25 protein-coding genes and 7 tRNA genes are annotated in these 26,529 nt (G+C 56.0%); 17 read left to right on the top strand and 15 right to left on the bottom strand.

From position 1 onward, the window contains the following. Positions 1-7 precede the first annotated feature (7 nt). The 10 genes from pcp to ACCW71_RS19235 form a co-directional block, all read right to left on the bottom strand. Positions 8-655 (bottom strand): pyroglutamyl-peptidase I, encoded by a 648-nt coding sequence (pcp, locus tag ACCW71_RS19280; protein WP_436374164.1) that lies wholly within the window; start codon positions 653-655, stop codon positions 8-10. A gap of 6 nt (positions 656-661) precedes the next feature. After that, on the bottom strand, positions 662-1,681 hold the full coding sequence (locus ACCW71_RS19275; RefSeq protein WP_436374198.1) for a DUF979 domain-containing protein: 1,020 nt from the start codon (positions 1,679-1,681) through the stop codon (positions 662-664). Then, positions 1,678-2,406: a DUF969 domain-containing protein gene (locus ACCW71_RS19270; protein WP_436374162.1), complete on the bottom strand. Its 729-nt coding sequence runs from the start codon at positions 2,404-2,406 to the stop codon at positions 1,678-1,680. Before ACCW71_RS19270 ends, ACCW71_RS19275 begins: the two co-directional genes overlap by 4 nt. 56 nt (positions 2,407-2,462) lie before the next feature. Continuing rightward, positions 2,463-3,200: a 5-oxoprolinase subunit PxpA gene (pxpA, locus tag ACCW71_RS19265; RefSeq protein WP_436374161.1), complete on the bottom strand. Its 738-nt coding sequence runs from the start codon at positions 3,198-3,200 to the stop codon at positions 2,463-2,465. Then, positions 3,190-4,122, bottom strand: coding sequence for a 5-oxoprolinase subunit PxpC (pxpC, locus tag ACCW71_RS19260; RefSeq protein WP_436374159.1), 933 nt, complete (start codon positions 4,120-4,122; stop codon positions 3,190-3,192). The genes pxpA and pxpC overlap by 11 nt, the downstream gene beginning before the upstream one ends. Beyond that, positions 4,116-4,772 (bottom strand): 5-oxoprolinase subunit PxpB, encoded by a 657-nt coding sequence (gene pxpB / locus ACCW71_RS19255; RefSeq protein ID WP_436374157.1) that lies wholly within the window; start codon positions 4,770-4,772, stop codon positions 4,116-4,118. Before pxpB ends, pxpC begins: the two co-directional genes overlap by 7 nt. 158 nt (positions 4,773-4,930) lie before the next feature. Further along, a complete protein-coding gene (locus tag ACCW71_RS19250; RefSeq protein WP_436374155.1) occupies positions 4,931-5,674 on the bottom strand; it encodes a type 2 GTP cyclohydrolase I in 744 nt (247 codons plus the stop codon). A 17-nt stretch (positions 5,675-5,691) separates the two neighbouring features. Beyond that, on the bottom strand, positions 5,692-7,119 hold the full coding sequence (phrB, locus tag ACCW71_RS19245; protein WP_436374153.1) for a deoxyribodipyrimidine photo-lyase: 1,428 nt from the start codon (positions 7,117-7,119) through the stop codon (positions 5,692-5,694). A 12-nt stretch (positions 7,120-7,131) separates the two neighbouring features. Continuing rightward, entirely contained in the window at positions 7,132-8,088 is a 957-nt protein-coding gene (locus ACCW71_RS19240; protein ID WP_436374151.1) for a YbgA family protein, read from the bottom strand. A 155-nt stretch (positions 8,089-8,243) separates the two neighbouring features. After that, complete coding sequence (locus tag ACCW71_RS19235) at positions 8,244-8,444, bottom strand: YbfA family protein (RefSeq protein ID WP_436374149.1); 201 nt, start codon at positions 8,442-8,444, stop codon at positions 8,244-8,246. A gap of 256 nt (positions 8,445-8,700) precedes the next feature. On the opposite strand from ACCW71_RS19235, the gene kdpE reads away from it, so the two are divergent. Beyond that, positions 8,701-9,375, top strand: a complete 675-nt coding sequence (gene kdpE / locus ACCW71_RS19230) for a two-component system response regulator KdpE (protein WP_436374147.1) — start codon at positions 8,701-8,703, stop codon at positions 9,373-9,375. Between the two features lie 251 nt (positions 9,376-9,626). Here kdpE and pgm read toward each other — a convergent pair whose 3' ends face one another. Further along, entirely contained in the window at positions 9,627-11,267 is a 1,641-nt protein-coding gene (pgm, locus tag ACCW71_RS19225) for a phosphoglucomutase (alpha-D-glucose-1,6-bisphosphate-dependent) (RefSeq protein ID WP_436374145.1), read from the bottom strand. Positions 11,268-11,292: 25 nt separating this feature from the next. Further along, positions 11,293-11,841 carry a replication initiation negative regulator SeqA gene (gene seqA, locus ACCW71_RS19220; RefSeq protein ID WP_436374143.1) on the bottom strand — a complete coding sequence of 183 codons (549 nt, stop codon included), beginning with the start codon at positions 11,839-11,841 and terminating at the stop codon, positions 11,293-11,295. 250 nt (positions 11,842-12,091) lie between these two features. Here seqA and ybfF point away from each other — a divergent pair, with 250 nt between their 5' ends. From ybfF to fur, 4 genes are all read left to right on the top strand, one after another. Further along, the gene (ybfF, locus tag ACCW71_RS19215) at positions 12,092-12,856 is read left to right on the top strand and encodes an esterase (RefSeq protein WP_436374142.1); all 765 of its coding nucleotides are present in this window, start codon (positions 12,092-12,094) and stop codon (positions 12,854-12,856) included. Between the two features lie 167 nt (positions 12,857-13,023). After that, the gene (ybfE, locus tag ACCW71_RS19210; RefSeq protein WP_069728027.1) at positions 13,024-13,299 is read left to right on the top strand and encodes a LexA regulated protein; all 276 of its coding nucleotides are present in this window, start codon (positions 13,024-13,026) and stop codon (positions 13,297-13,299) included. A 132-nt stretch (positions 13,300-13,431) separates the two neighbouring features. Beyond that, a complete protein-coding gene (fldA, locus tag ACCW71_RS19205; protein WP_094119655.1) occupies positions 13,432-13,962 on the top strand; it encodes a flavodoxin FldA in 531 nt (176 codons plus the stop codon). 359 nt (positions 13,963-14,321) lie between these two features. Then, positions 14,322-14,765 carry a ferric iron uptake transcriptional regulator gene (gene fur / locus ACCW71_RS19200; RefSeq protein WP_031374805.1) on the top strand — a complete coding sequence of 148 codons (444 nt, stop codon included), beginning with the start codon at positions 14,322-14,324 and terminating at the stop codon, positions 14,763-14,765. A 69-nt stretch (positions 14,766-14,834) separates the two neighbouring features. On the opposite strand, the gene ACCW71_RS19195 is transcribed toward fur, so the two are convergent. The 3 genes from ACCW71_RS19195 to nagE form a co-directional block, all read right to left on the bottom strand. Beyond that, positions 14,835-15,230, bottom strand: coding sequence for a hypothetical protein (locus ACCW71_RS19195; RefSeq protein ID WP_436374140.1), 396 nt, complete (start codon positions 15,228-15,230; stop codon positions 14,835-14,837). Positions 15,231-15,463: 233 nt separating this feature from the next. Then, entirely contained in the window at positions 15,464-17,131 is a 1,668-nt protein-coding gene (glnS, locus tag ACCW71_RS19190) for a glutamine--tRNA ligase (protein ID WP_436374138.1), read from the bottom strand. Positions 17,132-17,283: 152 nt separating this feature from the next. Further along, positions 17,284-19,311, bottom strand: coding sequence for an N-acetylglucosamine-specific PTS transporter subunit IIBC (gene nagE / locus ACCW71_RS19185; RefSeq protein ID WP_436374136.1), 2,028 nt, complete (start codon positions 19,309-19,311; stop codon positions 17,284-17,286). A 331-nt stretch (positions 19,312-19,642) separates the two neighbouring features. On the opposite strand from nagE, the gene nagB reads away from it, so the two are divergent. From nagB to ACCW71_RS19125, 12 genes are all read left to right on the top strand, one after another. Continuing rightward, on the top strand, positions 19,643-20,443 hold the full coding sequence (gene nagB, locus ACCW71_RS19180; RefSeq protein ID WP_436374135.1) for a glucosamine-6-phosphate deaminase: 801 nt from the start codon (positions 19,643-19,645) through the stop codon (positions 20,441-20,443). A gap of 62 nt (positions 20,444-20,505) precedes the next feature. Continuing rightward, positions 20,506-21,654 (top strand): N-acetylglucosamine-6-phosphate deacetylase, encoded by a 1,149-nt coding sequence (gene nagA, locus ACCW71_RS19175; protein WP_436374134.1) that lies wholly within the window; start codon positions 20,506-20,508, stop codon positions 21,652-21,654. Positions 21,655-21,661: 7 nt separating this feature from the next. Further along, positions 21,662-22,882, top strand: coding sequence for a DNA-binding transcriptional regulator NagC (nagC, locus tag ACCW71_RS19170; RefSeq protein WP_436374132.1), 1,221 nt, complete (start codon positions 21,662-21,664; stop codon positions 22,880-22,882). Between the two features lie 39 nt (positions 22,883-22,921). Continuing rightward, a complete protein-coding gene (locus ACCW71_RS19165) occupies positions 22,922-23,674 on the top strand; it encodes an HAD-IIA family hydrolase (RefSeq protein WP_436374131.1) in 753 nt (250 codons plus the stop codon). A gap of 307 nt (positions 23,675-23,981) precedes the next feature. After that, positions 23,982-25,649, top strand: coding sequence for an asparagine synthase B (gene asnB / locus ACCW71_RS19160; RefSeq protein ID WP_436374129.1), 1,668 nt, complete (start codon positions 23,982-23,984; stop codon positions 25,647-25,649). 217 nt (positions 25,650-25,866) lie between these two features. Beyond that, positions 25,867-25,943: transfer RNA gene (locus tag ACCW71_RS19155), tRNA-Met, on the top strand. 9 nt (positions 25,944-25,952) lie between these two features. Then, positions 25,953-26,037, top strand: a tRNA-Leu gene (locus ACCW71_RS19150). A 22-nt stretch (positions 26,038-26,059) separates the two neighbouring features. Next, positions 26,060-26,134: transfer RNA gene (locus tag ACCW71_RS19145), tRNA-Gln, on the top strand. A 35-nt stretch (positions 26,135-26,169) separates the two neighbouring features. Further along, positions 26,170-26,244 (top strand) — tRNA-Gln (locus ACCW71_RS19140). Between the two features lie 22 nt (positions 26,245-26,266). Then, a tRNA-Met gene (locus ACCW71_RS19135) sits at positions 26,267-26,343 on the top strand. A 6-nt stretch (positions 26,344-26,349) separates the two neighbouring features. Then, a tRNA-Gln gene (locus tag ACCW71_RS19130) sits at positions 26,350-26,424 on the top strand. Positions 26,425-26,454: 30 nt separating this feature from the next. Beyond that, positions 26,455-26,529: transfer RNA gene (locus ACCW71_RS19125), tRNA-Gln, on the top strand.

Raw genomic sequence — 26,529 nt, 5'->3', positions numbered from 1 at the left:
CATCCTCTTAATGGGTCGCACCGCCCACCTGTTTCACATCGTCGCCGGTCTCCAGCGTCACCCGCACCGCGATTTCCAGCGCCTGAATGATCTGTGCCACCGACATGCTGGGCGCACCGGGATGCTGCGCCGCCTGCTGCGGCAGATAGGGAATATGAATAAAACCGCCGCGCGCCGCACTGCCCTGCTGCTCCAGCCAGTGCAGCAGGCCATACATCACCCGATTGCAGGTAAAGGTGCCCGCCGTTTGCGACACCGAGGCCGGAATACCCGCCGCGCGCACGGCGGCCACTATCGCTTTGATCGGCAAACGGGAAAAATAGGCAGCCGGACCACCCGCCACAATCGGCTCGTCGATCGGCTGCTGGCCGGCGTTATCCGGGATACGGGCGTCATCCACGTTGATACCGATGCGTTCAACCGTAATGTCACTGCGGCCACCCGCCTGTCCCACCGACAGGATCGCATCCGGTTTCACCTCTTCCAGCGCCTGATTCAGCACCGTCAGCACCTCGCTGAACACCACCGGCAGGCGGCGGATAACGATGGTTGCGTCGCCAATCTGTTTGCCTTCCAGCGCGCTGACCGCCTCCCAGGAGGGGTTGATTGTTTCGCCGCCAAAGGGTTCAAAGGCGGTCATCAGAACAGTTTTCATGCAGCCTCACAGAAACATCAGGAAATAGAGCAGGAAAATGTTAACGATTAACAGTAGCACACCGGTTGGGATCTGAGCTTTGATCACCGCGTTACGGTCCGGCAGCTCCAGCAGCGCCGCCGGGACGATATTGAAGTTCGCCGCCATCGGCGTCATCAGCGTGCCGCAGTAGCCAGAGAACATACCAATCGCCGCCATCACCGCCGGATTTCCGCCATGCTGCAACACCAGAATCGGGATGCCGACGCCCGCTGTGATAATCGGAAAGGCGGCGAAGGCGTTACCCATGATCATGGTTAACAGCGCCATTCCGCCAGCATAGACGGTTACGGCGATAAAACGGTTATCCACCGCCAGCCAGGTTTCCGTCAGGTGTGAAATGGCGCTACCGACGCCTGCACTGGTAAACAGCAGCCCCAGGGTGGCGAGGATCTGCGGCAGGATAAAAGCCCAGCCAATCGAATCGAGCAGGCGTCGGGTCTCCTGCATCGACTGAACCGGTTTTTCATGGGTCAGTTTTAACGCCACCAGCCAGCCGATCAGACAGCCCACCATCATCGAAAACAGCGTCACCAGCGTTGAGTGATTTCCGGGGCCAAACATCCACTCCTGCAACCCAGGAATATGGTTAAACGCCAGCACCCCGACCACCGTCACGACCGGAATCGCCAGCGCGGGCAAAAACAGTTTGTTGCGCAGCCGCAGTGCACTGGCCTGTTTCTCCTGATCGCTGCGCTGATGATAGCGTCCCAGCCTGACACCGCCGGTGCCGGCAATCAGCGCCATGATCACCACCACCACGCCAATGCCAATGTGCAGCAGGCGGGTGGCCGCTGCCGCCGAGCCGACCCAACTGCTCATCAGCTGCGTCGTCCAGTCGCCAACCAGAAAAACCAGACCATAGAGCGCCCAGAACAGACCGGTAGTAAAGCGGCGCGGGTTGGCGCTATCACGCCACGAGAGGATCGCCACCACCAGCAGGATAATGCCCGCCAGCCACATCAGATATTCCTGCTGAAACATTATTCGCCTCCTTTGGCTTTCAGCGCCTGGCTGTTCAGCTGTTGCAATTCACGGGCCAGCTGGCGATCCAGCCGCATCAGGCGAGCGGAGTGGATCAGGAATGCGGCGAGAGCGGTCGGGATACCCCATAAGGCGATATGCAGCGGCTCGGTCTGAATACCGGCCGACTCCTGCATAAAGTTATGCATAAAGATAATCGCGCCAAAGGCGACGAAAATATCCTCGCCAAAGAACAGGCCGACGTTATCGGTGGCTGCGGACATGGCACGCAGGCGATGACGCAGCTCAGGCGAAATCTCACCGTAGCGGTTTTCAGTCGCGCCCTCGGCCATCGGGGCCAGCAGAGGCCGAACCATCTGGGGATGGCCGCCGAGGCTGGTTAATCCCAGCGCCGCGGTAATTTCACGCACAAACAGATAGACAATCAGCAGACGGCCAGCGGTGGCGGTTTTAATCTGGGCGATCCACGCCTGCGCCCGCTCTTTCAGGCCATGACGCTCCAGCAGGCCAATCACCGCCAGCGGCAACAGCAGGATCAGCGGCAGGTTACGGGTGTTGAGGAAGCCTGCGCCGAGCTTTTCCAGAATATCGGCCAGCGGCATCAGCGCCGCCAGACCGGTCACGAAACCGGCTACAATGACCACCAGTACCGGGTTGAAACGTAAAACGAAGCCGATGACGATGGCGGCAATGCCAAGTAATGGCCAGAGATTGACTGCACTTTCCATGTTTTCCCCTCAGAGTAAAAAAACAGCCCGGCTCAGGCCGGGCTAATCGTTATTATTCAGGCGCTGGTGACGCTGATCTGCTGGCGGGCGAACGCATCACGCAGCCGCCGGGCAAATTGCAGCGCGTGTGCGCCATCGCCGTGCAGGCAGACGGTCTGTGCATTCACCGTCACCCACTCGCCAGTGATACTTTTCACTTTACCCTGCTGCACCATCGCCAGCGTCTGATCGATCGCCTGCTGCTCATCCTCAATCAGTGCGCCCGGCTGACTGCGCGGCACCAGCGCACCACTGCTGAGATAGCCCCGGTCGGCAAACACCTCTTCCCGGGTGCGTAAACCGTAGTGCGCCGCCGCCCGGATCGATTCGCTGTTCGCCAGCCCTACGACGATCAGCTCGCTGTCGACCGCGTTGATGGCGCGGGCAATGGCATCAGCCAGCACCGCGTCAGCGGCCGACTGGTTGTACAGCATGCCGTGAGGTTTAACGTGCACCAGTCGCGCGCCTTCGCTTTCCGCCAGGCTTTTCAGCGCACCAATCTGGTAGATCATCTGGGCATAAACCGTCTCCGGCGGCAGCTGCATCGCGCTGCGGCCAAAGTTTTCCCGATCGGGAAAAGCGGGATGCGCGCCAATCGCCACACCGGATGCCTTTGCCCAGCGCACCGATTGCAGCATGGTCTGTGCGTCACCGGCATGGAAGCCGCAGGCGATATTGGCGGAACTCACCAGTTGCAGCAGCGCCTGATCGCTGGCGCAGCCTTCACCCAGATCGGCATTTAAATCAATTTTCATCAGCCAGTCCCCACATCATCTGATCCAGTGCGCGCTGCTGCTGCTGCCGCGCCAGCATCGCTTCCGGCAGGGTACAATGGATAAAGTGAATCGGTTCACCCAGCCGGATTTGCGCCAGGTGATAGAGATCCGCTTCGATAACCGAAGCGATACGCGGATAGCCGCCGGTGGTCTGGGCGTCCGCCATCAGCACGATGGGCTGACCGTTCGGCGGCACCTGGATGACGCCCGGCATCACGCCGTGTGACAGCAGTTCGCGTGGGCTCTGCCGCGTAAGCTCACGTCCCTCCAGCCGGTAGCCCATCCGGTTACTCTGCGGACTGAGTTTCCACGCGGTGCGCCAGAACGCCTGCTGAGCCTCGCGGCTGAATTCATGATACTCCGGGCCAGGCAAGGCGCGAATACGGTTGCCCCACAGCAGCTGTCGCACCCCGACTTTACGGTTAAACGCACGGGTCAGTCTGCCCAGCGGGATCTGATCGCCATCCTGTAAGGTACGCCCCTGAAACCCGCCAAAGCCCGCTTTGAGATCGGTGGTGACCGAGCCGAGCACCGCTGGCAGATCAAAGCCGCCCTGCACCGCCAGATAACTGCGCATCCCGCGCAGCGGCATCGCCAGCGACAGAACCTGCCCTTTTTTAACCGGCGTGCGCCAGCCGGTCCAGACCGGTTTGCCGTCCAGCTCAGCATGGCAGCCTGCGCCAGTCAGCGCAAACCAGCCACTGCGGGTAAACTCCGCTTTGAACTGGCCGAGCACGATCTCCAGCACGGCGCTGTCGGGCGCATTGCCCACCAGCATATTGGCGGTGAACATGGCGGGCTGATCGAGTACGCCACCAGGACTGACGCCATACTGACGCCAGCCATAACGGCCAGCATCCTGAATGGTCGCCGCCAGCCCGGCTCGCAGAATATTTAACATACGCCCTCCTGTTGCGGCACAAAGCGCACCCTGTCACCGGGACGGAGCAGCGTGGGAGGCTGCTGCTGAGGATCAAACAGCGCGGTGCGTGTCTGGCCAATCAGCTGCCAGCCGCCAGGGGAGGCCAGCGGGTAGACGCCGGTCTGACTGCCGCCGATACCCACCGATCCGGCTGGCACCTTCACCCTGGGCTCTGCGCGACGCGGCGTATGCAGGCGCGCATCCAGCCCGCCCAGATAGGGGAAACCAGGCTGGAAGCCGATAAAAAACACCACATATTCGCTGCTGCTGTGCAGCTCCACCACCTGACGGGGCGTGAGAGCGGCATGTTCCGCTACCACCGCCAGATCGGGACCGGCCTCGCCGCCGTAGATCACCGGAATGTCTACCTGTCGCGACTCCGGCAGCTGCGCTTCGCTCTCTTCCCACCAGCGCTGAAGCCGTTCAATGGCATCCAGCGCGCTCTGCTGCGGATCACGCAGGATCAGGGTGATGTTGTTCATGCCTGGGATCACCTCCAGCACGCTGGCATAGCCGTGCAGCCGCTGGCTCAGCCCCCAGATGCGCTGCTGGCTCTCCAGCGACACCGGCGGTTCCAGCTCCAGCACCACCGCGCGTTCACCCAGTAAATAGCATCGTGCTCGTTGCAACAGGCACCTCTCTTTCAGCTGAGATGCCGCACGCCAGACCCAATCAGGCGCACGACTCAGCCGTTTGCTTATCTTCATAAAGCAAACAGTTATGCGAAAGTGACAGGAGTGTGTCAACAGATTTAGCTCCTGCGTGGGCACGCAGGAGCGGAGGAGGATCAGGCAGGATTGGGAATATCGATGAAGGTGACATCCAGGCCGTGCTGCTGCGCCAGCCAGTCGCCCAGCGCTTTCACGCCACCCCGCTCGGTCGCGTGATGACCGGCGGCGAAGAAGTGCAGCCCCTGCTCGCGGGCGCTGTGGATGGTCTGCTCCGAGACTTCGCCGGTGATATAGGCATCCACACCCGCGGCGGCGGCCTGATCGATAAAGCCCTGTCCGCCGCCACTGCACCAGGCGATGCGGCGGATCAGCGCCGGGGCGTTATCTCCGCAATGCAGCGGTTCACGTCCCAGCCGGTCAGCGATCCGCCGGGCCAGCTGTTCGCCGGAGACCGGCTCAGCCAGTTCGCCGTGGAACACCAGCGGCATCACTTCGCCGCGCACCTCAATCTCCAGCAGTTGCGCCAGCTGGGCGTTGTTGCCTAACACCGGGTGGGCGTCGAGCGGCAGATGCCAGCCATAGAGATTAATATCGTTGGCCAGCAGCGTCCGCAGACGACGGCGCTTCATGCCTTTAATCGCTGCGGGTTCGTTTTTCCAGAAATAACCGTGATGGACGATAATCGCGTCCGCCTGACGCGCGACCGCCTCATCCAGCAGCGCCTGACAGGCGGTGACGCCGGTAATGACCGTTTTGATCTCACTGCGCCCTTCAACCTGCAAACCGTTGGGGGCGTAATCGCTGAAGTTATGGCTTTCCAGCTGCTGATTGATCAGCGTCTCTAATTGGTAATGATTCATCCAGGCTCCTTCCGACTCTATGAGGCTGCGCTTTTCGCGCGCTCAAAGGCGTCTAATGTCTTTTTACGGGCCGCCTTATGATCCACGATCGGTGCCGGATAATCGAGTTTCTTGTGATTCTTCTCCGCCCAGAGGTGTGGCTGGTGAATATCGCTGTCAGGAACGTCAGCCAGCTCCGGCAGATAGTGGCGGATAAAGTCGCCCTGCGGATCGAAACGTTCGCCCTGGGTGGTAGGATTAAAAATCCGAAAATAGGGTGCCGCGTCAGTGCCAGTCGATGCCGCCCACTGCCAGCCGCCGTTGTTCGCCGCCAAATCGCCATCAATCAGCTGCTGCATGAAGTAACGCTCGCCGTCACGCCAGTCAATCAGCAGATCCTTCACCAGAAAGCTGGCAGTGATCATGCGTAAGCGGTTATGCATCCAGCCCAGCGCATTCATCTGCCGCATCGCCGCGTCGACAATCGGATAACCGGTTTTACCCGCTTTCCAGGCGCTGAAATGGTCTTCATTGCGCTGCCACTCCACGTTGCGCGTCCAGTCGATAAAGGGCTTGTGCCGACAGAGCGCCGGGTAAGCAACCAGCAGATGGCGGTAAAATTCACGCCAGATCAGCTCGTTCAGCCAGGTAAAGGCACGGCTGTTATCGAGCGCATCGGGATGTTCATGCAGCACACGATGCAGACACTGACGCGGCGACAGCACGCCGGTCGCCAGATAAACCGACAGCCGGCTGGTGGCATCCAGCGCGGGCAGATCGCGCTTCGCCGGATAGTCGATAACTGGCTGGGTGGCGAAGTGCCGCAGACGTTTCAGCGCGGCCGTCTCGCCGGGCGGGAACAGCGTCTGATCAAAATCCTCTTTCGGATAATCAAACGCCGGAATCGGGGTGGTTTTCAGTGGCGCATCCGCACGCGCTTTTGGCGCAGGCACGCACTCCGGCAGTCCCTGCTGCAAACGGCGGACAAAGGCTTTGCTGAACGGGGTAAACACCTTATACATCGAGCGGTCGCCGCTCTGTACGCTGCCGGGTGGCAGCAGCAGACTGTCGTCAAAGCCCTGACAGATAACGCCCGCATCGTCGAGCCGCTTCTCCGCCGCTGCGTCGCGCTGCCGCTCGTTCACTTCATACTGGTAGTTGTAAAACAGCTGATCAACCTGCTGCTCCTCACAGAACCTGACCAGCGCGTCAACCGCGTCGCTGAACGCTTCACACGCCTGATAATGGAATGCGATGCCGCGCTCAGCCAGCGCCTGCTGTAGCTGCTCAAGGCTGGCATGAATAAACGCGGCCTGTTTTGGCGACATATCATGCTGCTGCCACTGTTTCGGGGTGGCGAGATAGAGCGCAATCACTTTTGCTTCGCTGTCGCGACAGGCGGCGTGCAGCGCCAGATTATCGTTGATGCGTAAATCGTTACGCAGCCAGACCAGATGCGTGGTCATACTCCTCCTGAGTTACTGTCCGTAGCGCAAGCACAGGGCTTCGGGATAGGGGTCGAAATAGCGTTGCTGCGCCAGCCACGGATGCGGATATTCCGCCATGTAGTGTTTAAGAATGGTAATCGGGGCCAGCAGCGGTTGTGTACCCTGGCGATAGCGATCGATCAGTGTCGCCAGCTCCTGACGCTGCGGTGAACTCAGATGTGAGCGGAAGTAGCCCTGCACATGCATCAGCACGTTGGTGTGGTTGCGACGCGAGGCGGGACGCGACATCAGGGCCATCATCCGATTGCGGTATTCAAAGGCAAAATCGTCCAGCGATTCCCACTGGCTCATGGTGGCGACAAATGGCCCCAGCTCGCGATATTTCTCCTGCGAATGGGCCAGCATCATCAGTTTGTAGCGGCTATGAAAAGCGATCAGTCGCTGGCGGGTCAGGCCCTCCTGCCACATCTGATTGAACTCGTGCAGGGCGCAGATGCGGCCAATAAAGTTCTCACGCAGGGCGGGATCGTGCAGACGCCCATCCTCTTCCAGTGGCAGCCACGGCATCTCGCGTTGCAGGAACTCAGCAAAAATGCCGGTGCCGACTTTGCGGTTATTGTTGGTATCGGGCTCGTAGACGCGCACCCGCTCCATGCCACAACTGGGGGATTTGGCGCAGAGGATATAACCCGACAGGTGGTGCAGCGATTTTACCCGCTCCGCTGACCAGTCACGCATCTGAGTGGTGACCTCTTCTCCGCCCTCTTTACTGAAGCAGAGATGCAGCTCATCATCGCCCTGCTTCACCAAACGTAAAGCCGGGCGCGGGGTGGGCAGGCCGATGGCCATTTCAGGGCAGATCGGTTCAAAGCGGACAAAAGGGGTGAGATCGTCGGTCGCAAAAGTAAGACGCTTATGGCCACCATCAAATCTGACGCTGTCGCCAAGCAAGCATGCACTGATTCCAACGGGGATTTTTTTGCTCATACTTGTACAACCTCCGAAATCTTGTAGAGGTTTAAGTGTAGCGCAAAATGGTCAGGAAGACAGCGTTAAAGCCTGGTTTCAGGCCGCTTATTTTCAGAAAAATCGTAAAAATAAAGCCCGGTCAGCTGACCAGGCTTATTCTGTGGCGGAACCGGTTACCAGAACAGGTCACCTGCGGCTTCGGATTGCGCCAGCCAGACCGGTTTGGCGCTGGTTTTACACCAGACGCGATGCAGATAGCTGTAGAAGCGAGCCCGATCCGGGCGAAACAGCATCACCGGGAGCGCCACCACGCCGAGAACAATCACCAGCATGCGGCGCGCAATAATTTTGTAACGTGGATAAGCCTGATACATGGTTTCTCCTCCTGGTCAGCGAAGTGGGCGAATGTGATCTTTGTCTAAGATTACGCCTGATTGTGTAATTTTACTACTCATCAGACCAGCCATTTGCCGCTTTTTTTGCCGTTTAAGAATTAACCTGTAATTAAGTTACAAACTGGTTATCAGATGGTTGCAGAGGCGTAGCTCAGCCGCGCGCAGTAGGCCGCCGGACGGCAGAATAAATTATTGATAAAGTAACCTCTCAGCATCTACTCAAGGCAGGTATTGCGTGACCACGGTTTTGATCGTTGAAGATGAAAAAGAGATCCGCCGCTTTGTCCGGCTGGCGCTGGAAAATGAAGGTCTGAAGGTGTTCGATGCCGATACGCTTCAGCGCGGGCTGATTGAAGCGGCGACCCGCAAGCCCGATTTAGTGATTCTGGATCTGGGCTTGCCGGATGGCGATGGCACCGACTTTATCCGTGACCTGCGCCAGTGGAGCGCCCTGCCGGTCATCGTGCTGTCAGCCCGCAGCGACGAGCAGGACAAAATAGCCGCGCTGGACGCCGGTGCGGATGACTACCTGACCAAGCCGTTCGGCGTTGGCGAACTACTGGCACGGGTCCGGGTTGCGCTGCGCCGCCATAACGGTCAGCAGCCGGAAGCGAAAGTCACCTTCGCCGATGTCAGCGTCGATTTTGCCGCACGCCGGGTGCAGCGTGGCGGCGAAGAGGTTCACCTCACCCCTACCGAGTTTCGTCTGTTAAGTATTCTGCTGAATAATGCCGGGAAGGTGCTGACGCAGCGGCAGCTGCTGAGCCAGGTCTGGGGACCCAATGCGGTGGAGCACAGTCACTATCTGCGCATCTATATGGGCCATCTGCGGCAGAAGCTGGAAGCGAATCCAACCCAGCCCGCCCATCTGCTGACGGAAACCGGTGTCGGTTATCGCTTTATGCCATAAAAAAAGGCGCCGGAGGCGCCTTAGGCTGCTGATGAAGCTAAACCTTGTGAATCTGGCCGCAATGAACAAACTCAACGCGCAGGGAACGGGGTCAGAAGAGGAAAGCGGTCCGCGCCATGGATGGCGCGGGCCGAGCGTGTCATGGATGACGGCTTTTGCGTCTTTCCGATCTGACCCTGTTTCCTGCGCTGCACAGACTCTCAGCGAACACAACAGCACTTAGCCAGCGACGCCTTCTGTCCTCTGAGTGATCAGGCGTTTTTCAGCACTTCGCTGACAATCTCTACCGCTTCTTTCTCAATCTGCGCGCGGTGTTCTGCGCCGAGGAAACTTTCACAGTAGATTTTGTAGGCGTCTTCGGTGCCAGACGGACGCGCGGCAAACCAGCCATTCTCCGTCATCACCTTGAGGCCACCAATCGACGCGCCATTGCCCGGCGCGGCGGTCAGACGAGCGGTGATAGGATCGCCTGCCAGGGTATCGGCGCTGACCATCTCAGGTGACAGCTTCGACAGCGCGGCTTTCTGCGCGGAAGTGGCTGAAGCCTGCAAACGGTTGTAGCTTGGCGCGCCAAAACGCTCTGCCAGCTCATCATAGTGCTGCTGCGGGTTTTTACCGGTCACGGCGGTAATTTCCGCGGCCAGCAGGCACATGATGATGCCATCTTTGTCGGTGGACCATGGCGTGCCGTCGAAACGCAGGAAAGAAGCGCCTGCGCTCTCTTCACCGCCGAAACCGAAGCTGCCATCATACAGACCATCAACAAACCACTTGAAGCCCACCGGCACTTCCACCAGCTTACGGCCAATGTCGTTAACCACACGGTCAATCATGGCGCTGGAAACCAGGGTTTTACCTACGGCAACATCCTGGCCCCACTGTGGACGATGCTGGAACAGATAGTTGATTGCCACCGCCAGATAGTGGTTCGGATTCATCAGACCCGCCGGGGTCACAATGCCGTGACGGTCATAATCGGGATCGTTGCCGAACGCCAGATCGAACTTGTCACGGTAGGCCAGCAGGCCCGCCATCGCGCACTCAGACGAACAGTCCATGCGCACTACGCCATCTTTATCCAGATGCATAAAGCGGAAAGTCTGATCGACCGCGTCATTCACCAGCGTCAGATCCAGCTTGTAGTGCTCTGCAATGCGCTGCCAGTAAGCAATACCGGAGCCACCGAGGGGATCAACACCCAGCTTCAGGCCCGCTTTCTGAATCGCCGGGAAGTCGATAATTTCCGCCAGACCTTCAACGTAAGGCTGGATCAGATCTTTTTCGACCACATGACCGCTGGCCATAGCCTGATCCAGCGGCAGACGTTTCACCTCTTTCAGCCCATCTTTCATCAGCTGATTGGCGCGATCTTCCACCACTTTGGTGACGTTGGTATCCGCCGGTCCGCCGTTAGGTGGGTTGTACTTGATGCCGCCATCTTCCGGTGGGTTGTGCGACGGCGTAATGACGATGCCGTCAGCCAGCGCGCCGCCCGCTTTGTTATGCTCAAGAATGGCGTTGGAGATTGCCGGGGTCGGCGTATAGCCATTGTCCTGCTGCACAATCACATCAACGCCGTTCGCCGCCAGCACTTCCAGTACCGAGAGCATGGCGGGCTCTGACAGCGCATGGGTGTCTTTACCCACGTAGCAAGGACCGGTAATCCCGTTCTTTTTACGCTCTTCCGCAATCGCCTGAGCAATCGCCAGAATGTGCATCTCGTTGAAGCTCTGACGCCCTGCGCTGCCACGGTGGCCGGAGGTGCCAAATTTCACCGCATGTTCCGGGTTCGCCACGTCGGGTTGCAGGACATAATATTGTGACGTTAATTGTGCAACGTTAATCAAATCGCTCTGCTGGGCGGGTTGCCCGGCACGGGGGTGATTGGCCATTGGCGCTTCTCCCTGACGCTTCAGTTTAAATGGTGCCGCAAACTTTCTCGGTCAGTTCCGCAGGGAACTGCATGGAGAGCATGATGTGTTCGATCATGCTGCATTTACGACCAGTATTGGTATTGGTGATCACCCAGTACGGCGTGCCGGGCACATGCTTCGGCTTAGTATGGGTGCCATTCTGCAACAGCGTGTGCTCATCGCCCGCAAAATAGACGCGGGTGCGGCCTTGCAAAGAGGCGGTAGCCTCAGCAAACGCTGCGGTATCAAGACGATAGAGCGTTGACAAGATTAGCATAAAGCGATTTACCGCTCGCTTCTGCTCCGCATATTCATCCGAGAGCAGCAGTTCACGCACGGCGCGGACGCGATCCTGTGGACGGGAACCCACAGGGGCGGGCTGAGACTCTTTCGCCGCGCCTGATGTCGCCTGCGGAGCAGGCGAAACGGGTGCAGGCTGACCGGCGGAGAACTTCAGCATACGACGCAGAATGTCTGATGCGCTTTCACCAATGTGTTGCGTGTGGCTGGCAATATAACGGTAGAGCTCTTCGTCAACTTCGATCGTTTTCATCTTATTCCGTACGGTTCTTTCTCATGACAGAACCACCTGTTACCTGAAAAGCCTTAAGTATAACCGGGCATTTCAAAGGGTGAGCGGGTTCTAACATCAGGATTATAAAGTTAAATTCAGGCGGGTTGTTAGCAATCAAACGGTTTATGGGCAAAAGTCAGAATATGTCCTAATGCCGCCGGAACCGGCGCGCCTGAAAAGGTGAAACCATGATAACCTAAGCTCAGGTCTCAAACTTAAGAACTTTGCTATGATTTTGAACGCCCGTCTGCAAACTGAACAATCCCCGACTGATTCCCTGCCCATCCTGCTGATCCACGGTCTGTTCGGCAGTCTGGATAACCTCGGCGTACTGGCGCGCGGGCTGAAAGATGCCGCGCCACTGTTGCAGGTGGATGTCCGCAATCACGGACTTTCACCGCGATCAGAGGAGATGAACTACGCTGTAATGGCACAGGATATGGTCGACACGCTGGACGCGCACGGTCTCGATCGTGTCGCCGTTATCGGCCACTCGATGGGCGGTAAAATCGCCATGACGATGAGCGCGCTGATCCCTGAGCGGATTGAGCGGCTGGTGATGATCGATATTGCGCCGGTCGATTACCAGACCCGCCGCCACGATACCATTTTCGCCGCTATCCGGGCCGTTACCGCGGCGGGCGTCTCGTTACGCAGCGAGGCGGCGCAGGTGATGCGCGGAGTGATTGATGAAGAAGGCGTGATTCAGTTCCTGCTGAAGTCGTTTCATGAGGGCGAATGGCGTTTCAACGTGCCGGTGTTGTGGGATAACTACACCACTATCTCCGGCTGGCAGACGGTGCCCGCCTGGCCCCATCCGGCGCTGTTTATTCGCGGCGGTGACTCCAGCTACCTGGATAATCGCTACCGTGATGCGCTGCTGCAACAGTTTCCGGCGGCCCAGGCGCATGTGATTGGTGGCGCGGGTCATTGGGTGCATGCCGAGAAACCTGACGCGGTTTTGCGCAGCGTCCGTCGCTTTTTTGCGCTTTAAAAGCAAATACCTGGCACCCAGGGTTTAGGATTGGCGTCTGCGGTGAGCGTGAAGTATGATGGCGCGCTAAAATTTTGCCGCGGGTCAGTTGTGCTGCGGCAACGGCCCATAATTTATAATCTGCGCGTGAGTCTCCGACACCCGCACCCATTCAGTTTTACTAAGCCATGGCAAAAGAACACACTGACCGCACGACGCTCGATCTGTTTGCTGATGAGCGCCGTCCGGGTCGACCCAAAACCAGTCCGCTTTCGCGTGATGAACAGCTGCGTATCAATAAGCGCAATCAACTGAAACGTGACAAAGGACGCGGACTTCGCCGTGTCGAACTGAAAATGAACAGTGAAGCCGTCGAGGCACTCAATACGCTGGCAGAACAGCGCAATCTCAGCCGCAGCGAATTGATTGAACAGATGCTGCTGGCTCAGCTCAAACTGGATTAACGCGGGCAGATCGCACGCAGGAGCAAATGTCGAGGCTTTAACCGTTCCGCGGGTTTGCCTCGTCTGCTATTATTCGCTGAAATGTGCTGCGGCACACATCTCATCATCAGGATTTAAGAGGTTATTTTACTCATGGCACTCGTAGGCATCTTCTTCGGCAGCGATACCGGCAACACCGAAAATATTGCAAAAATGATCCAGAAACAGCTGGGTAAAGACGTTGCGGAAGTGCACGACATCGCGAAGAGCACAAAAGAAGATCTGGAAGCGTTTGACATCCTGCTGCTGGGTATTCCGACCTGGTACTACGGGGAAGCGCAGTGCGACTGGGATGACTTTTTCCCGACGCTGGAAGAGATCGATTTCAACGGCAAACTGGTTGCCCTGTTTGGCTGTGGCGACCAGGAAGATTACGCAGAATATTTCTGTGACGCGATGGGCACCATCCGCGACATTATCGAGCCGCACGGCGCGGTGATTGTCGGACACTGGCCAACTGAAGGCTATCACTTCGAAGCCTCGAAAGGCCTGGCTGATGATACCCACTTCCTCGGCCTGGCGATTGATGAAGATCGTCAGCCTGAGCTGACCAATGCGCGTGTTGAACAGTGGGTTAAGCAGATTTTTGATGAATTGCAGCTGAAAGAGATCCTCGAAGCCTGATCGACCCTCTCCGACTCAATGTGAGCGCCAGCTCACATTGAGGCAACGGAATTTCCTATAGAAATAATAGCCACATTTTTTTAACTTTCTCCGTTTAACCTGTAGAATACCCGCATCGATCTTCCGCTTATTTTCTCTGGCAACAGATAGAGCTAAGCGAAATGTTAATAGATAACGGTCAGAATCCTCGCCGGTCCGGTGACCTTCTCCCTGACACAGGATGATTCTGGCACGCCCGTTGAGTTTTCATTTCACCGCTTCAGTTCTATAATGAGACGCAAATGAGAATTGATATAGACAGATCGACATTCAAGGCGACAAGCCACAAAAGTGAATATTAGTAACAGGACAAAATCCGCATGACTGACAACAATACCGCATTAAAGAAGGCTGGCCTGAAAGTCACGCTGCCCAGACTAAAAATTCTGGAAGTGCTTCAGGAACCTGAGTGCCATCACGTCAGTGCGGAAGATTTGTACAAACGCCTGATCGACATCGGCGAAGAGATTGGTCTGGCTACCGTTTACCGCGTCCTGAACCAGTTTGATGATGCCGGTATCGTGACCCGTCACAACTTCGAAGGTGGCAAGTCCGTCTTTGAGCTGACGCAGCAGCATCATCATGATCATCTGATCTGCCTCGACTGCGGCAAAGTTATCGAATTCAGTGACGAGTCGATTGAAACGCGCCAGCGTGAAATCGCCACCCGTCACGGTATCAAACTGACTAACCACAGCCTCTATCTCTATGGACACTGTGCGCTGGGCGACTGCCGTGAAGATGAAACGCTGCACGACCAGTAAACCTGGGCAGCCTGAAACAGAAAAACCGGCCTGTGGCCGGTTTTTTTTCGTCAATTTTTCGTCACAACCTCAGGCAACCAGCGTTTCGTGCAGATAACGCCAGCGCGGAATCGAGCTGCTGCAATCCAGAATAGCCAGCGAGATCCGGCTCTGGTTGTCACCGTCCATCATCTGCATTTCACGATACTGAACGGTGATCTCATTTTCATGATGAGAGAGGATCACATGTTCACAGGTGGCGATGCGCATTCCCTCACGCTGCCCCTGCAACTGGCGAAAAAGATCTTCCACTTCGTTCAGGTTGTACTCTTTCCCTTTTGGGGTAACCATGCGAAATTCGGGGTGAAAGTAGGACATCAGCAGCTGAAAACTGTCGTCTGAACCGGCGGGCTGATTAAAAATACGTTCAATGAGCTGATGTAATACGACGACACTGTGTCTGGCTTCCTGGGCGAGAACTGTCATTTTTTTTCCTTCTGTAACTCGCGGGGCAACGTCTGAGAGCGCATAGCCTACCTGAAAGCTGTTAATTCACACCCGGAAATTGATTAATTTTTTTAAACTCAGATTTCTCTCACGGCGGCAGATTGATAGTGCAGAATCGAGGGCAGTATAAATGTCGGTGATGGCTGAAATCGGGCCAATAAAAAAGGGCGAACAGTCGCCCTTTTGTCATTTTGTGAGGTCAGCGAAAAATATTATTCGCCGGTTTTGGTCCAGGTATCCCGCAGACCAACGGTGCGGTTAAACACCAGCTGTGACGGTTTTGAATAGACGCTGTCGGCGCAGAAGTAGCCTTCACGCTCAAACTGGAATGGCACAGACGGCTCGGCGTCACGCAGACCAGGTTCCACAAAGCCCTGTTTGATGGTCAGGGAGTCAGGATTGATCACCGCGAGGAAGTCCTCTGCCGCGCCCGGATTCGGCACGCTGAACAGACGATCGTATAAGCGGAATTCGGCTGGCTGCGCGTGATCCGCAGAGACCCAGTGGATCACTCCTTTCACCTTGCGGCCATCGGCTGGATCTTTGCTCAGCGTATCCACGTCGCTGGTGCAGTAGATGCAGGTAATGTTGCCCGCTTCATCTTTTGCCACCCGTTCAGCGCGGATCACATAGGCGTTGCGCAGGCGCACTTCTTTGCCCAGCACCAGACGCTTATATTGCTTGTTCGCCTCTTCACGGAAATCGGCACGGTCGATCCAGATCTCACGGCTGAACGGCACTTCGCGCGTGCCCATCTCCGGCTTACCAGGATGGTTCGGCATGGTGACGATTTCGCTGTGGCCTGCTGGCAGGTTCTCGATCACCACTTTCAGCGGGTCCAGCACGGCCATCGCGCGTGGCGCGTTCTCGTTCAGATCGTCGCGAATGCAGGACTCCAGCGAGGCCATCTCTACGATATTATCCTGCTTGGTGACGCCAATGCGACGGCAGAACTCACGGATAGAGGCGGCGGTATAACCGCGACGGCGCAGACCTGACACGGTCAGCATCCGTGGATCGTCCCAGCCTTCTACATGCTTCTCGGTCACCAGCTGGGTCAGTTTACGCTTGGACATCACCGCATATTCGAGATTCAGGCGCGAAAACTCATACTGACGCGGATGCACCGGAATGGTGATGTTATCCAGCACCCAGTCATAGAGACGGCGGTTGTCCTGGAACTCCAGCGTACAGAGTGAATGGGTAATGCCTTCCAGCGCATCGGAGATGCAGTGGGTGAAGTCGTACATCGGGTAGATGCACCACTTGTTGCCGGTCTGATGGTGTTCCGCGAACTTAATACGGTAGAGCACCGGATCGCGCATTACGATAAAGCTGGAAGCCATGTCGATTTTCGCGCGCAGACAGGCGCTGCCTTCGGCAAACTCCCCGTTACGCATCTTCTCAAACAGCGCCAGGTTCTCTTCCACGCTGCGATCGCGATAAGGACTGTTTTTACCCGGTTCCTTCAGGGTGCCGCGATATTCACGAATCTCATCAGGACTCAATTCATCAACGTAGGCCAGCCCTTTAGAAATCAGCTCAACGGCGTAGTGATAGAGCTGATCAAAATAGTCTGATGAGTAACGAACCTCACCGCTCCACTCAAAACCCAGCCACTGGACGTCACGCTTGATGGATTCAACGAACTCCAGATCCTCTTTAACCGGATTGGTATCGTCAAAACGCAGGTTGCATTGCCCCTGATAATCCTGGGCGATGCCAAAATTCAGACAGATCGATTTCGCATGACCAATGTGCAGATAGCCATTGGGCTCCGGCGGGAAACGGGTATGCACGCTGCTGTGCTTACCGCTCGCCAAATCTTCGTCAATGATCTGACGAATAAAGTTAGTTGGGCGGGCTTCAGCCTCACTCATCTCAAAAATCCTCAATACGAATAACGGGTGATTTGTACCACGAAGTAACGGAGTATGATCCACAAAGCGTCTGAGGGAAACAACCGTTTGTTAAGCCTTTAAAACAAAAAAGGCAGGAATCGCTTCCTGCCTGTGGGGTTCTGTTGCGGGGATTAGCCTTTCACTTCATACAGCGCGGTTTCACCGGCAACCACCTGACCGCGAGCCAGTAAAGTCAGACCGGCGAAATCATCGCTGTTGCTGACCACCACCGGACTGATCATCGACCGGGCATTAGCGTTCAGGAACGCCAGATCCATCTCCAGCACCGGCTGACCGGCCGCCACGCTGGCGCCCTCTTCCACCAGTCGGGTGAAACCTTTACCGCCCAGCGCCACGGTATCCAGCCCCATGTGCACCACGATCTCCACGCCATTTTCCGTTTCCAGACAGAAAGCGTGATTGGTGTTGAAGATTTTCACTACGGTACCGGCAATCGGTGCCACCACCCATTTGTCGCTGGGTTTGATCGCCAGACCATCGCCTACCGCTTTACCGGCAAAGGCTTCGTCCGGCACATCTTCCAGCGCCACCACTTCGCCACTGACCGGTGCCAGCAGCGTGGCGACCACGCGCTTCTCACTGTTCAGCACCGCCTGCGGTTTGACGTCCGGTTCCACCGGCGCACTGCTGCTGGCCGCCGCCGCTACCGGGCCTTTGGTCAGCACTTTTTTCATGGCAGAGGCGATGCTTTCCGCCTGGGTGCCAACAATGATCTGCACACTCTGCTTGTTAAGACGAATCACGCCAGAAGCACCCAGACGTTTGGCCACGCTCTCATTCACCTGCGCTGAGTCGTTAACGTTCAGACGCAGACGGGTGATGCAGGCATCAATGCTGGTTAAGTTATCAGAGCCGCCGACAGCGCCAATGTAACGACGCGCCAGGGACTCGGTGGCATTTTCACCGTTATCGCTGTTATCGACATTGACGTCATAACCGTCGCTTTCATCACCGGCAACCGCCAGCTCGCGACCCGGCGTCATCAGGTTGAATTTTTTGATGGTGAAACGGAACACCACATAGTAGATCACGAAGAACACCAGGCCCTGCGGGATCAGCATGTACCAGTGGGTCGCCAGCGGGTTACGGGTCGACAGCACCATATCCACCAGCCCGGCGCTGAAGCCAAACCCGGCAATCCAGTGCATGCTGGCGGCGATAAAGACTGAAATACCGGTCAGTACGGCGTGGATCAGATAGAGCACCGGCGCCACGAACATGAAGGAGAACTCCAGCGGTTCGGTAATCCCGGTAAAGAAGGCAGCAAAAGCCGCGGCCAGCATGATGCCGCCCACTTTGGCGCGGTTCTCAGGACGTGCGCAGTGATAAATGGCCAGTGCCGCACCTGGCAGACCAAACATCATGATAGGGAAGAAGCCCGCCTGATAGCGACCAGTGATACCTACCGTTGCCGAGCCATCCGCCAGTGACTGCGCACCGCCCAGGAACTTAGGAATATCGTTAATCCCGGCGACATCAAACCAGAACACCGAGTTCAGGGCGTGATGCAGACCCACCGGAATCAGCAGACGGTTGAAGAAGGCGTAGATACCCGCACCCACCGAGCCGAGCTTCTGAATATGCTCACCAAAACCGACCAGACCATTAAAGATGACCGGCCAGATATACATCAGAATAAAGGCCACCAGAATCATCAGGAACGACACCAGGATCGGCACCAGGCGGCGTCCACTGAAGAAGGAGAGCGCTTTCGGCAGCTCGACATGGCTGAAGCGGTTATAGACCTCCGCCGACAGGATACCGACCAGAATGCCGACAAACTGGTTATTGATTTTGCCAAACGCAGCAGGAACCTGATCGACCGGCATCTTCTGAATCATGGCGACCGCGGCCGGTGAACAGAGCGTGGTCACCACCAGGAAGCCGACAAAGCCGGTCAGCGCGGCGGCGCCATCTTTATCTTTAGACATGCCGTAAGCGACACCAATCGCAAACAGCACCGACATATTTTCGATGATCGCTGCACCGGACTTGATTAACAGCGCGGCCAGCGCGTTACTCGCTCCCCAGCTGTTGGGATCAAGCCAGTAACCGACCCCCATTAATATCGCTGCCGCTGGCAGGGTTGCTACCGGCACCATCAGTGCGCGGCCCACCTTTTGTAAGTAACCTAACATGTACCCTTCCCCCTATGAGCCTGACTTGTCGCTCTGCGCCGCTTAATGTTGTTATGTCGGCAGCAAAGACCTTTTACACACTTCTTATCACGCAGCGAAGTGTAATGATAAATTAATTCGCCTCGCAAATTAAAACCCTGGTAACTGTGATTTTTGTCACTAAAAAACATCGTTTCATCTCGCTACGTCTGGCTATAGCAGTAAACTTATTTTATGATCCGAATTATTGAATTCTACCCGGACCGTGGCGAGAATAGGTAATCCGTTTAGGCTGATGGATAACGCAACGGTTTAGCGATCCTTTTTCCATTCTTTTTTATTGAGGTGAAACATGAGACTGATTCCTTTGGCTACCCCGACCCAGGTGGGTAAATGGGCCGCTCGCCACATCGTCAACCGGATTAACGCCTTTAACCCGACAGCCGACAAACCTTTTGTGCTGGGCCTGCCTACGGGCGGCACGCCGCTGGAAGCGTACAAGCACCTGATTGATATGCACAAAGCGGGCCAGGTCAGCTTTAAACATGTTATCACCTTTAATATGGATGAATATGTCGGCCTGCCGAAAGAGCACCCGGAAAGCTATCACAGCTTCATGTATCGTAACTTTTTCGATCACGTTGATATTCAACCGGAAAACATCAACCTGCTGAATGGCAATGCACCCGATATTGACGCAGAATGTCGCCAGTACGAAGAAAAAATCCGTGCGCTGGGAAAAATTCACCTGTTTATGGGCGGGGTCGGCAATGATGGTCACATCGCCTTTAACGAACCCGCCTCTTCGCTGGCTTCCCGTACCCGCATTAAAACCCTGACGCATGACACCCGCGTGGCGAACTCTCGTTTCTTCAACGGTGACGTTGACCAGGTACCAAAATATGCACTGACGGTCGGCGTGGGTACGCTGCTGGATGCGGAAGAGGTGATGATTCTGGTTACCGGTCATGTGAAAGCGCAGGCGCTACAGGCGGCGGTCGAAGGTAACGTCAACCATATGTGGACCATCAGCTGCCTGCAACTGCACGCGAAATCGGTGGTGGTCTGTGATGAGCCCGCCACCATGGAACTGAAAGTCAAAACCGTGAAATATTTCCGCGAAATGGAAGCGGAAAATATGAAAGGCGTGTAACTGAATATTGTCTTGCCCTGCTGTCGCCCGGTGTGACAGCAGGCCAGGACGGGAGAAGAGAGATGTACGCATTAGTTAACGGTCGAATCTACAGCGGCCATGAAATTCTGGATAATCATGCTGTGGTGGTTGCCGGGGATCGCATTGCGCGCGTCTGCCCGCGTGAAGCACTGCCGGCTGACGTGGAGCAACGGGATATGGCGGGCGCGATCATTGCGCCAGGCTTTATCGATCTCCAGCTTAACGGCTGTGGCGGCGTGCAGTTCAATGATGACATTGATGCACTCAGCATTGAAACGCTGGAAACCATGCAGCGCGCCAACGAAAAGTCAGGCTGCACCAGCTTTTTACCCACGCTGATCACCAGCAGCGATGCGTTGATGCAGCGGGCGATTGAGACCATGCGTGCCTATTTACAGCAGCATCAGCATCAGGCGCTGGGTCTGCATCTGGAAGGCCCCTGGCTGAGTAAAGCGAAAAAAGGCACCCACGATCCAGCGCTGATCCGCCAGCCAGACGCCGCCCTGGTGCAATACCTGTGCGAAAACGCCGACGTCATCACAAAAGTGACGCTGGCCCCCGAAAACGCCGGCAGCGATGTGATTCGCCAGCTGCGTGATGCGGGTATCATCGTTTCCGCAGGCCACTCCAATGCCACTTATGAAGAGGCCAAAGCGGGCTTTTCCGCCGGGGTGAGTTTCGCCACGCACCTGTATAACGCCATGCCGACCTTTGCTGGCCGTGAACCGGGTCTTATCGGTGCGCTGTTTGATGCGCCTGATGTATACTGCGGCATTATTGCGGATGGTTTACATGTGCATTACGCTAACGTTCGCAATGCCAAACGCATCAAAGGTGACAAACTGGTGCTGGTAACGGATGCCACCGCACCGGCGGGTGCTGCCATCAGCGAATTTATTTTTGCAGGCAAAACAATCTATTATCGTGACGGACTCTGTGTTGATGAGAACGGCACGCTGAGCGGCTCCGCCCTCACGATGATTGAAGCCATACAGAACAGCGTCGAGCATGTGGGTATTGCACTGGACGAAGCGTTGCGCATGGCATCCCTCTATCCGGCACGGGCGATGGGCGTGGAACGGCAGTTAGGCTCGATCGAAGCAGGAAAAATCGCGAACCTGACTGTGTTTACGCGCGACTTTAAAATCATTAAGACGTTTGTCAACGGAGACGACGTCCTGAGCGAGTAAGCACTGAATGACCACTGGCGGCCAGTCACAAATAGGAAATGTCGATCTTGTTAAGCAACTTAATAGCGCAGCCGTTTATCGACTGATTGATCAACAGGGGCCGATATCGCGCATTCAGATTGCCGAACTCAGCCAGCTCGCCCCCGCCAGCGTCACTAAGATTACCCGCCAGTTGATTGAGCGCGGCCTGATCAAAGAGGTAGACCAGCAGGCCTCTACCGGTGGTCGCCGCGCTATCTCTATCATCACTGAAACCCGCCATTTCCATACCATCGGTGTCCGGCTCGGACGCAACGACGCCACGCTGACCCTGTTTGACCTCAGTGGCAAGTCGCTGGCGCAGGAGGATTACGCGCTACCGGAACGCACCCAGGAGACGCTGGAGCATGCGCTGTTTAACGCCATCAGCGCCTTTACTGAACAGCACCAGCGTAAAATCCGTGAACTGATCGCCATTTCCGTGATCCTGCCAGGACTGGTTGACCCGATTAATGGTGTGATCCGCTACATGCCCCACATTGCCGTCAGCCACTGGCCGCTGGTCGCCAGCCTGAAAAAACGCTTCAACGTCACCAGTTTTGTCGGTCATGACATCCGCAGCCTGGCACTGGCAGAGCACTATTTCGGGGCAAGCCGTGACTGTGCTGACTCTATTCTGGTGCGTTTACACCGCGGCACCGGGGCTGGCATTATCGCGAACGGGCATATTTTCCTGGGCAACAACGGCAATGTCGGCGAGATAGGCCACATTCAGGTCGATCCCTTAGGTGAGCGCTGCCACTGCGGCAACTTTGGCTGCCTTGAAACCATCGCCGCCAATGGCGCGATAGAAAATCGCGTGCGCCATCTGCTGAACCAGGGTTATCCCAGCGTGCTGACGCTGGAAACCTGCCAGATGCCACACATCTGTAAAGCGGCTAATCAGGGCGACGCGCTGGCCTGCGAGGTGATCGAGCATGTTGGCCGCTACCTCGGTAAAACCATCGCGATTGCCATCAATCTGTTTAACCCGCAGAAGGTGGTGCTGGCTGGCGAAATCACTGAGGCCGAAAAAGTGCTGTTGCCGGCGATTGAGGGCTGCATCAATACCCAGGCGCTGGCGGCATTCCGTAAAAATCTGCCGGTGGTTCGCTCCACGTTAGACCATCGTTCAGCGATAGGGGCCTTCGCGCTGGCAAAACGTGCGATGCTCAACGGCATCCTGCTGCAACATCTTCTGGAAGAATAAATTCACCCGCTGCTGTGGCGGGCCACATCGGATCTGACTATGACCATAAAAAGCGTAATTTGTGATATCGATGGCGTGCTGATGCACGACAACACGGCCGTTCCCGGTGCACAGGAATTTTTACAGCGCATTCTGACTAAAGAGATGCCGCTGGTGGTGCTGACCAACTATCCCTCGCAGACCGAGCAGGATCTGGCAAACCGTTTCTCCTCAGCCGGAATTGAGGTGCCGGAGTCGGTGTTTTATACCTCCGCGATGGCGACAGCCGATTTTCTGCGCCGTCAGGAGGGCAAAAAAGCCTTTGTGATTGGTGAAGGCGCGCTGATCCATGAACTCTACAAGGCGGGCTTTACCATTACCGATGTCAATCCCGACTTTGTCATCGTGGGTGAGACGCGCTCCTTTAACTGGGACATGATGCATAAAGCCGCCTTCTTCGTAGCCAACGGCGCGCGCTTTATCGCCACCAACCCGGATACCCACGCGCGCGGCTTTGTGCCCGCCTGTGGCGCGCTCTGTGCCGGTATTGAAAAGATTTCAGGCCGTCGCCCGTTCTTTGTTGGTAAACCCAGTCCCTACATCATGCGAGCCGCGCTGAACAAGATGCAGGCGCACTCCGAAGAGACGGTGATTGTCGGAGACAACCTGCGCACCGATATTCTGGCCGGTTTCCAGGCGGGGCTTGAGACGGTGCTGGTGCTCTCCGGGGTCTCGACCCTGAGTGATATTGACGCGATGCCGTTCCGCCCTGACTGGATCTACCCTTCTGTCGCCGATATTGACCTGTTCTGATTCCTTTTTCTTATGACGCATCAGGCTAATCTGTGATGCGTCGCACCTTTTACCCGCACTATGCTGGCTTTTGCCTGACTATTTTTTGCCCGAAAACTTCATTTCATTATCGATTCATCAATAAAAAAGCCATTAAATTGTGGTTTATTCAATTTTATCCACATGCTACCAATCTTTTTCTCAGTAAATCACGATTCCTCTTGCATTGAATGCACCAAATAGCGCATTTTCTTATCTATCACGCAGCGTCAGGCTGCCGGACAAACGAAAAGATAACATCGCCGTAAGGTGAGCTCAGGAGTCAGTTATGTGTTCAATTTTTGGTGTACTGGATCTGAAAACCGATCCTGTTGAGCTGCGCAAAAAAGCGCTGGAATGTTCACGTTTAATGCGTCATCGCGGCCCGGACTGGTCAGGCGTCTACGCCGATGACCATGCGATTCTGTCGCATGAACGTCTCTCCATTGTTGACGTCAACAACGGCGCACAGCCGCTCTATAACGCCGATCATACTCACGTGCTGGCCGTTAACGGCGAAATCTATAACCATCAGGCGCTGCGCGCGGAACTCAGCGATCGCTATGCGTTTCAGACCGGTTCTGACTGTGAAGTGATTCTGGCGCTCTACCAGGAGAAAGGGGTCGATTTCCTCGATGAGCTGGAAGGGATGTTCGCCTTTATCCTCTATGACAGCGTCAAAAAAAGTTATCTGATTGGTCGTGACCACATCGGCATCATCCCGCTCTATATGGGCAACGATGAGCACGGCAACCTCTATGTGGCGTCTGAAATGAAAGCGCTGGTGCCGGTCTGCCGTTCAATCAAAGAGTTCCCGCCGGGAAGCTACCTCTCCAGCACCGACGGTGAGATCCGTCGCTACTGGCAGCGCGACTGGATGGAATACAAAAACGTTGAGCACAACACCACCGACGCGGCGGGCCTGAAACATGCGCTGGAAGAGTCAGTGAAAAGCCACCTGATGTCAGACGTTCCTTACGGCGTACTGCTCTCTGGCGGTCTGGACTCCTCTATCATTTCAGCCATCACCAAGCGCTACGCGGCAAAACGGGTGGAAGATCAGGATAAGAGCGATGCCTGGTGGCCACAGCTGCACTCTTTTGCGGTCGGGCTGGAAGGTTCACCTGATTTAAAAGCGGCGAAATCGGTGGCAGATCATCTCGGCACCGTGCATCACGAAATTCATTTCACCGTGCAGGAAGGTCTGGATGCAATCCGCGATGTGATTTATCACATCGAAACCTATGACGTCACCACCATTCGTGCCTCTACGCCGATGTACTTAATGTCACGCAAAATCAAAGCGATGGGGATTAAGATGGTGCTGTCAGGTGAAGGCGCAGATGAAGTGTTCGGCGGCTACCTCTATTTCCACAAAGCGCCCGACGCCAAAGAGTTCCACGACGAAAACGTGCGTAAACTGCTGGCGCTGCATATGTTTGACTGCGCCCGCGCCAACAAGGCGATGTCAGCCTGGGGCGTTGAGGCCCGTGTTCCCTTCCTGGATAAAAAATTCCTTGATGTGGCGATGCGTATCAACCCGGCGGACAAGATGTGTGGCAGCAACGGTAAAATGGAAAAACACATTCTGCGTGAATGTTTCGCCTCTTATCTGCCAGAGAGCGTGGCGTGGCGTCAGAAAGAGCAGTTCTCCGATGGCGTGGGTTACAGCTGGATCGATACCTTGAAAGAAGTGGCGGCCAGGCAGGTCAGCGATCAGCAACTGGCAACCGCCCACTTCCGCTTCCCGTACAACACGCCGGGTTCGAAAGAGGGCTATCTCTATCGTGAAATCTTTGAAGAGCTGTTCCCGTTAGCCAGCGCGGCAGAGCTTGTGCCGGGTGGTCCATCGGTCGCCTGTTCATCCGCCAAAGCGATTGAGTGGGACGAAGCGTTTAAAAGAATGGACGACCCTTCAGGCCGTGCCGTGGGCGTGCATCAGTCAGCCTATAAATAAGCTAAGTAATAGCGATAAAAATGGGCCGGTTCTGGCCCATTTTTTTTGCGATTGGCGTTGTATTCACTGAAAATTGCCGAATAAAACGCCAGCCTGGTTATAAGCCAGTCAAACAGCCGTTATCTGGCGAAAAACGGTAAAAAAATTGTTGACGCTGTCAGGTCAACTCCGCATAATGCGCCCCGCAACGCCGATGAAGGTAACGCGAAAAAAAGATGGCTACGTAGCTCAGCTGGTTAGAGCACAGCACTCATAATGCTGGGGTCACAGGTTCGATTCCCGTCGTAGCCACCATCTTTTTTTGCGGGAGTGGCGAAATTGGTAGACGCACCAGATTTAGGTTCTGGCGCCGCAAGGTGTGCGAGTTCAAGTCTCGCCTCCCGCACCATTTCATTATTCGGCAGCGTGGATGGGATATCGCCAAGCGGTAAGGCACCGGTTTTTGATACCGGCATTCCCTGGTTCGAATCCAGGTATCCCAGCCAATTTCAGTGAATCTCGTGGCTGCGAGATGGACGAATGGGATATCGCCAAGCGGTAAGGCACCGGTTTTTGATACCGGCATTCCCTGGTTCGAATCCAGGTATCCCAGCCATCACTGAAATGCAGTACAATTTGGCTACGTAGCTCAGCTGGTTAGAGCACAGCACTCATAATGCTGGGGTCACAGGTTCGATTCCCGTCGTAGCCACCATATAATTGGGGTGTCGCCAAGCGGTAAGGCACTGGTTTCTGATACCAGCATTCCGGGGTTCGAATCCCTGCACCCCAGCCATACAAAAGACAATTTGAAAAACACCATTATTGGGGTGTCGCCAAGCGGTAAGGCACTGGTTTCTGATACCAGCATTCCGGGGTTCGAATCCCTGCACCCCAGCCA

The organism is Pantoea sp. C2G6 (assembly GCF_051336815.1).
GTDB lineage: Bacteria > Pseudomonadota > Gammaproteobacteria > Enterobacterales > Enterobacteriaceae > Pantoea.
Note: the sequence above shows the minus strand (reverse complement) of the source record. Positions and strands in the feature narration are given on the sequence as shown.